The organism is Lutimonas sp. (assembly GCF_051011215.1).
GTDB lineage: Bacteria > Bacteroidota > Bacteroidia > Flavobacteriales > Flavobacteriaceae > Lutimonas.
On sequence record NZ_JBPCUJ010000016.1, the window covers coordinates 1 to 6,299 of the forward strand.

Below are 6,299 nucleotides of genomic sequence, written 5' to 3' on the forward strand. Positions count from 1 at the left end.
TTTAAATTGGTGGCTGCAACAATCCGGACATTGGTCTTTTGCACTTTAGAGGACCCCACTTTAAAAAATTCTCCGTTTTCTAAAATTCTCAACAGTCGAACCTGCGTTGTTAAGGGCAGTTCTCCAACTTCATCCAAAAAGATAGTACCTCCATCAGCCACTTCAAAATAACCGCTACGTGTTTGAGATGCACCGGTAAAAGAACCCTTTTCATGGCCAAACAATTCACTGTCAATAGTTCCTTCCGGTATGGCTCCACAGTTTACCGCAATGTATTTGGCGTGTTTTCTATGAGACAGGTTATGGATGATTTTAGGAATCACTTCTTTACCCACACCACTTTCTCCGGTAACCAAAACAGAAATGTCAGTTGGTGCCACTCGCATCGCTTTTTGAAGTGCGAGATTCAACTGATTGTTATTTCCTATGATTCCGAATCGTTGTTTTATGGTTTGTAATGAATCCAATATATCTAATTTTAATCCCGATTTATCAGGAGTTACTATTTTATTTGCCTAGGCTACTCTGGTACCTATCAGTGTCGCCGAAGTACAATCATCCACGCGAACCATGACGAGGTCTCCAACTTTTTCATCCGATTTTGGGAAAACGGCTACGGCATTTTGAGAGTTTCTTCCCATCCAGTGAGCCGCAGATTTTTTTGAATCACCTTCGATCAATATTTCAACCGTTTTACCTACCATGTTCTGCATTCTGTAGAGTCCATGCTTCTGTTGCAGGTTGATAATTTCAGAAAGTCGTCGCTTTTTAACCTCATGAGGTACATCATCCTCCATTTTTTTGGCCGCAAGTGTGCCAGGTCTTTCAGAATAAGCAAACATAAAACCAAAATCATATTTTACATATTCCATAAGGGATAAGGTGTCTTGATGATCTTCTTCTGTTTCTCCACAAAAACCAGTAATCATGTCCTGAGAAATGGCACAGTCCGGAATAATACGTTTAACGTTGTCTATCAATTCCATATACTCTTCTCTGGTATGCTGTCTATTCATTCTTTCAAGCATTCTTGTGCTTCCCGTTTGAACAGGTAAATGAATATACTTACAGATATTGTCATATTTTGCCATGGTATGAAGCACATCAATACTCATGTCTTGCGGATTTGATGTTGCGAAACGAATCCTCATTCCAGGTACTGAAAGGGCCACCATTTCCATTAATTTAGAAAAATCTACTGCCGTGGCTTTTGCAATTTCCGAGGCATTTTTGAAATCCTTCTTCAATCCACCTCCATACCATAAATAGGAATCAACATTCTGACCTAATAAAGTAATTTCTTTGTAACCCTTTTCCCAGAGGTCAAGTGCTTCTTTAACGATACTTTGCGGGTCACGACTTCTTTCTCTACCTCGGGTAAAAGGAACCACACAGAAAGTACACATATTATCACAACCTCTCGTGATTGAAATAAAGGCAGACACCCCGTTGCTGTTCAAACGAACCGGAGTTACGTCACCATAGGTTTCTTCCTTGGATAAGATCACATTGATAGCATCTTTTCCGCTTTCAATTTCCTTTACCAAATTAGGAAGGTCTCTGTAAGCATCTGGTCCAACCACTAAATCAACCATTTTTTCTTCTTCCAGAAATTTGGTTTTCAGTCTTTCCGCCATACAACCCATTACCCCAATTTTCATTTCAGGATTAATGCGTCTGACGCGATTGTATTTCTGTAGTCGTTTCCTAATTGTCTGTTCGGCTTTCTCTCGAATAGAACAGGTGTTTACCAAAACAAGATCCGCTTCCTCGAGTGTAGGGGTCGTATTAAATCCTTCTTTGGCTAAAATGGATGCAACGATCTCACTGTCATTCAAATTCATCTGACATCCATAACTTTCTATAAAAAGTTTTTTATTGTTTCCTTCAACATTATCAGTTACCAAGGCTTGTCCTTGCTTTTTTTCTTCTATGATATTTTCACTGGCCATTCTAAAAATTTTCGGTTTGCAAAGATACAATCAAAATTTGTTTTTATGACATTTTGGCATAAAAATTACCATTTCTTCAACGTTAAAATATCCATAAAACGTGCGATTTTTGAATTAGAAAATTATGATTTAAAAATTTCTATATACTTTTGCAATCTCAAAATAAGGAATCACGTCGTGTTTTGTAAGAAATCTTTCTTATGTTGCGTTCCTAATAAAAATGATAAGAATGTCGAAGAATTTAGTCATCGTAGAGTCACCCGCCAAAGCTAAAACCATTGAAAAATTTTTAGGAAAAGATTATGTGGTTGAATCTAGTTATGGGCATATTGCTGACCTGCCTTCTAAAGAATTAGGGGTAAATGTAGATGGTGATTTTAAACCGAACTACAGTGTCTCAACAGACAAAAAGGCGGTGGTTAAAAAATTGAAATCACTAGCTAAAAAAGCAGAAACAGTTTGGTTAGCGAGTGATGAGGATCGTGAAGGAGAAGCTATTGCCTGGCATTTATTTGAACAATTGAAACTGACCGATGAGAATACCAAAAGAATTGTTTTTCATGAAATTACGAAAAAAGCGATTCTAAAAGCCATTGAAAATCCAAGAAGTATTAATTATGATTTGGTGAATGCCCAGCAAGCCAGAAGAGTGTTGGACAGATTGGTAGGGTATGAGTTATCGCCTGTGCTTTGGAAAAAAGTAAAAGGGGGCTTATCAGCAGGTAGGGTTCAATCGGTAGCTGTGAGGCTAATCGTTGAAAGAGAAAGAGAAGTTGAGGATTTTAATCCAGTGGCATCGTACAGAATTGTTGCTGAGTTTAGTAATATTGATGGTAGGAAATTTAAAGCCAAACTTCCGAAAAACTTTAAAAGCAGGGAAGAGGCTGAGCATTTTTTGGAGTCCAGTAAGGGAGCCATTTTTAGTGTGGACGATCTTACCAAGAAGCCTGCTAAGAAATCGCCTACGGCACCGTTTACAACATCCACCTTACAGCAGGAAGCTTCTAGAAAACTATATTTTCCGGTGGCCAAAACCATGGTGGTAGCACAAAGATTATACGAGGCAGGACTCATTACTTATATGAGAACGGATAGTGTGAATCTATCTGATGATGCTAAAACTGCGGCTCAGGAAGAAATCATTTCTTCTTATGGAGAAGCCTATAGTACACCTCGAAATTTCACAAACAAGTCGAAAGGAGCACAGGAAGCGCATGAGGCGATCAGACCTACAAATATGAGTACCAAAAGTATTCAGGCTGAAAGTGATCAGGTGAGATTGTATGAATTAATCTGGAAGAGAACCCTGGCCTCTCAAATGAGTGATGCTCAATTAGAGAGAACCAATGTTCGTATTATCAACGATAAGAATGAGGAGGTTTTTACCTCAAACGGAGAGGTGATTACGTTTGAAGGGTTTCTGAAGGTATACCTGGAAGGTGATGATCAGGAAGATGAAGAGCAGGCAGGCATGTTGCCGAAGCTTGCGGTAAACGAGGTGTTGGAAAACAGTTATATCAATGCAACTGAAAGATATACCAAAGCTCCGTATCGCTATACGGAAGCATCTTTGGTTAGAAAACTGGAAGAGCTTGGAATTGGACGTCCGTCTACCTATGCACCAACCATCTCAACGATTCAGAGAAGAGAATATGTTGTAAAAGGAACCATTGAAGGGAAAGACAGATCATATACAGAATTGACGCTTGCAAATGATCAGATAGAGACAAAAACCCTGACCGAAAAAGTTGGCGCTGACAAAGGAAAAATGGTTCCTACGGATATAGGAAGAATTGTAAACGATTTTTTAGTGGATCATTTTTCTGGAATTATGGACCTGAGCTTTACGGCGAATGTCGAAAACCAATTTGATGAGATAGCAGAAGGAAAAGAGGATTGGACGGCGATGATCAAAGAGTTTTACGGATCATTTCATGAATCTGTAGAGCATGTATCTGAAAATGCGGAACGAGCAAAGGGCGAACGATTGTTAGGAGTCGACCCGGATTCTGGAAAAAATGTATATGCCCGCTTGGGAAGGTTTGGAGCCATGGTTCAGATTGGTGAGGTGACCGACGAGGAGAAGCCTAAATTCGCAAGTCTTCAGGGTGAGCAAACCTTGGGTAACATCTCTTATGAAGAAGCGATGGACCTGTTTAAATTGCCAAAGACCCTTGGAGAATATGAAGGAGAAGAGGTGGTCGTGGCTAATGGAAGGTTTGGACCTTATGTGAAATTTGGAAAATCATTTGTATCTCTTTCGAAAGATGAAAACCCGATGTCCGTTTCAATGGACCGTGCCATCGAATTAATCGAAGAGAAACGAAAAGCAGATGCGCCTATTGCAGAATATGAAAACTTACCTGTTCAAAAAGGAGTAGGGAGATTTGGACCGTTTATCAAATGGAACAATATGTTTATCAACGTGAACAGAAAGTATGATTATGACAATTTAAGTTATGAGGATATTGTTGAGTTGATAGAAGCTAAAAAGCAGAAAGAAATTGAAAAAGTAGTTCACAACTGGGAAGAAGAGGGTATTCGAGTAGAGAAGGCCAGATGGGGACGACACAATATACTAAAAGGTAAAGTTAAAATAGAACTTCCTAAAACTGTTGATGCACAAGCGCTTAGCCTGGAAGAGGTGCAAGGTATTATTGAAAAGAATGCTCCGAAAAAAGCGACAAGAAAAAAACGAGCTACCAAGAAAAAGTAATTCAAGACAATCTGAAAGCGGTCCTTTTAATTTAGAAATTAAAAGGACTTTTTATTTTTTGTAAACACTAACATTTTCGAATAGGAAAATTAATTACATTGCGGCGTTTTTATCTTTAACAATAAACTATGAGTCTGGAGCTTCTTTTACCTGTAGAAGAAATGGCGGTAGCACATACGGCCCTGCAATCTGACCTGTCTTTAGGGAAGAAAATAAAATTGCATACAAAAAAAGATGGTATTCCGGATCTTGAGGGAATTCAGCTGGCAATTGTGGGTATTCCTGAATCAAGAGGAGCCGTTGATAATATAGGCGCCGGTAAAGGCTTGGATGTGATCAGGAAATACCTGTATCAAATGTTTCCTGGAAACTGGCACGCAAGCATCGCCGATCTTGGAAATATTCCGGCAGGGAATGAAACTGGCGATAGTTATTTTTTAATACAGGAGGTACTTGGTGAATTATTAGAGCAAAAAATTACACCTATAATAATAGGAGGTAGTCAGGATATCACCTATGCCAACTATCGGGCCTATGACAGGATCGGTAAACCCGTGAATATTGTTTCGGTAGATAATCGTTTCGATATAGGAGAAATGGATCCACTTTTGAATTCCAGGAATTACCTGCACTATATCGTCATGGACAAACCGAATAATCTGTTTAACTACAGTAATATTGGTTTTCAAACATTTTTTAACTCTCAGGAGGAGATCGATTTGATGGATAAGCTACATTTTGAGGCGTATCGATTGGGTGGAGTTACCAATGATATTACTACTGTAGAACCGATATTGCGAGATGCAGATATTGTAAGTTTAGATCTGGGCGCCGTTAGGATGAGTGACGCACCTGCTAACAACAATGCTGTTCCAAACGGTTTTTATGGAGATCAAATATGTGCCATTGCAAGATACGCCGGCATCAGCAGGAAGTTATCTTCCTTTGGGATTTATGAATACAATTCAAAATTTGATCAAAGACAACATACAGCACATTTAATTGCCCAAACCATATGGTATTTTATTGAAGGGTTTAATTTAAGAATTGATGAATATCCTTTTAGCTCAAAAGAGAACTACAAAAAGTACATTGTTTTAGTAGATGATCAGACGATCAATTTTTACAAAAGCGATAAGAGCGAAAGATGGTGGATGGAGATTGACTTTGTCCATAATAATTTGGAGAAATCTACGTTAATACCATGTACCTATCAGGATTATTTGACAGCGAATAATCAGATTTTACCTGAAAGATGGCTAAAAACCTTTAGAAAATTAAATTAATATACACTAAACTTGGTTTTTTAGCGTTCTTAGGGAACAAAAGAATACATTTTGTGTGGAATTTTATTTGATTTTTTTTAGATAAAAACCCAATAATTAGTAACAATAAGTTTTAAAATTAACAATAACGCTTGTTAGAAAAGTAAAAATTATGAAAAAGTTATCCCTAATCCTAATCCTATTTGTCTTTGCTTTCCTAAGCAGTTGTAAATCTGGAAATGACAGAGGACAATTAGTAGGTGTTTCGGCAAATAAGAAATTTTTTCCTGAAAAGCCCTTCGGAATGGTATTAATTCCTGGTGGTGCTTTTACCATGGGAAAAGGTGATGAGGATGTGGCAGGATC

Annotated in this window: 4 protein-coding genes and 1 pseudogene; 3 read left to right on the plus strand and 2 right to left on the minus strand. The window is 38.2% G+C overall.

What is annotated here, in order from left to right:
* Both ACR2MV_RS01920 and miaB read right to left on the minus strand, forming a co-directional pair.
* Positions 1–467 (minus strand): sigma-54 factor interaction domain-containing protein (locus ACR2MV_RS01920; RefSeq protein WP_434020197.1); only part of this gene is annotated, 467 nt, incomplete at its 3' end.
* Positions 468–515: 48 nt separating this feature from the next.
* Positions 516–1,952, minus strand: coding sequence for a tRNA (N6-isopentenyl adenosine(37)-C2)-methylthiotransferase MiaB (gene miaB, locus ACR2MV_RS01925; RefSeq protein WP_434020198.1), 1,437 nt, complete (start codon positions 1,950–1,952; stop codon positions 516–518).
* Positions 1,953–2,181: 229 nt separating this feature from the next.
* Here miaB and topA point away from each other — a divergent pair, with 229 nt between their 5' ends.
* The 3 genes and pseudogenes from topA to ACR2MV_RS01940 all read left to right on the plus strand — a co-directional run.
* Positions 2,182–4,668 carry a type I DNA topoisomerase gene (gene topA, locus ACR2MV_RS01930; RefSeq protein WP_434020199.1) on the plus strand — a complete coding sequence of 829 codons (2,487 nt, stop codon included), beginning with the start codon at positions 2,182–2,184 and terminating at the stop codon, positions 4,666–4,668.
* A 128-nt stretch (positions 4,669–4,796) separates the two neighbouring features.
* Entirely contained in the window at positions 4,797–5,954 is a 1,158-nt protein-coding gene (locus tag ACR2MV_RS01935) for a formimidoylglutamase (RefSeq protein ID WP_434020201.1), read from the plus strand.
* Between the two features lie 151 nt (positions 5,955–6,105).
* Positions 6,106–6,299 (plus strand): annotated as a pseudogene (locus ACR2MV_RS01940) (gliding motility lipoprotein GldK); the annotation flags it as partial.